Below are 413 nucleotides of genomic sequence, written 5' to 3'. Positions count from 1 at the left end.
GGATCCAGCTCGGTGGTCTTCGCGTCGGTAAGGACGAATCGGCCTTCGATACGTTCATCGGCTACGCCGGCAACGTCATCCAGGATACGCTGGTTCCCTACGGCGACTTCGATACCAACGTCGTCCAGTACTACTTCGACGCCGGCAACGGCTTCTCGGCCGTGATCTCGCTCGAAGAAGGCCAGGGCTTCCACACGATCGACAGCTACGTTCCGCATGTCGTCGGCGGTGTGAAGTGGACGCAGGGCTGGGGTGCGATCACCGGCGTTGTCGCCTATGACAGCAACTATGAAGAGGTGGCCGGCAAGGTTCGTTTGGACGTGACGCCGATGGAGAACCTGTCGCTGTTCCTCATGGTCGGCTACGGCACGGACGACAACCTCACGGACCCGACCTATGCATGGCCCGCTGGC

At 61.3% G+C, this 413-nt stretch carries 1 protein-coding gene; it reads left to right on the top strand.

What is annotated here, in order from left to right; all coding sequences use genetic code 11:
- The coding region (locus E5W87_RS35635; RefSeq protein WP_292408698.1) for a porin at positions 1-413 on the top strand (413 nt) is incomplete at both ends.

This window comes from Mesorhizobium sp., from assembly GCF_004962925.1.
Taxonomy (GTDB): Bacteria; Pseudomonadota; Alphaproteobacteria; order Rhizobiales; family Rhizobiaceae; genus Mesorhizobium.
Note: the sequence above shows the minus strand (reverse complement) of the source record. Positions and strands in the feature narration are given on the sequence as shown.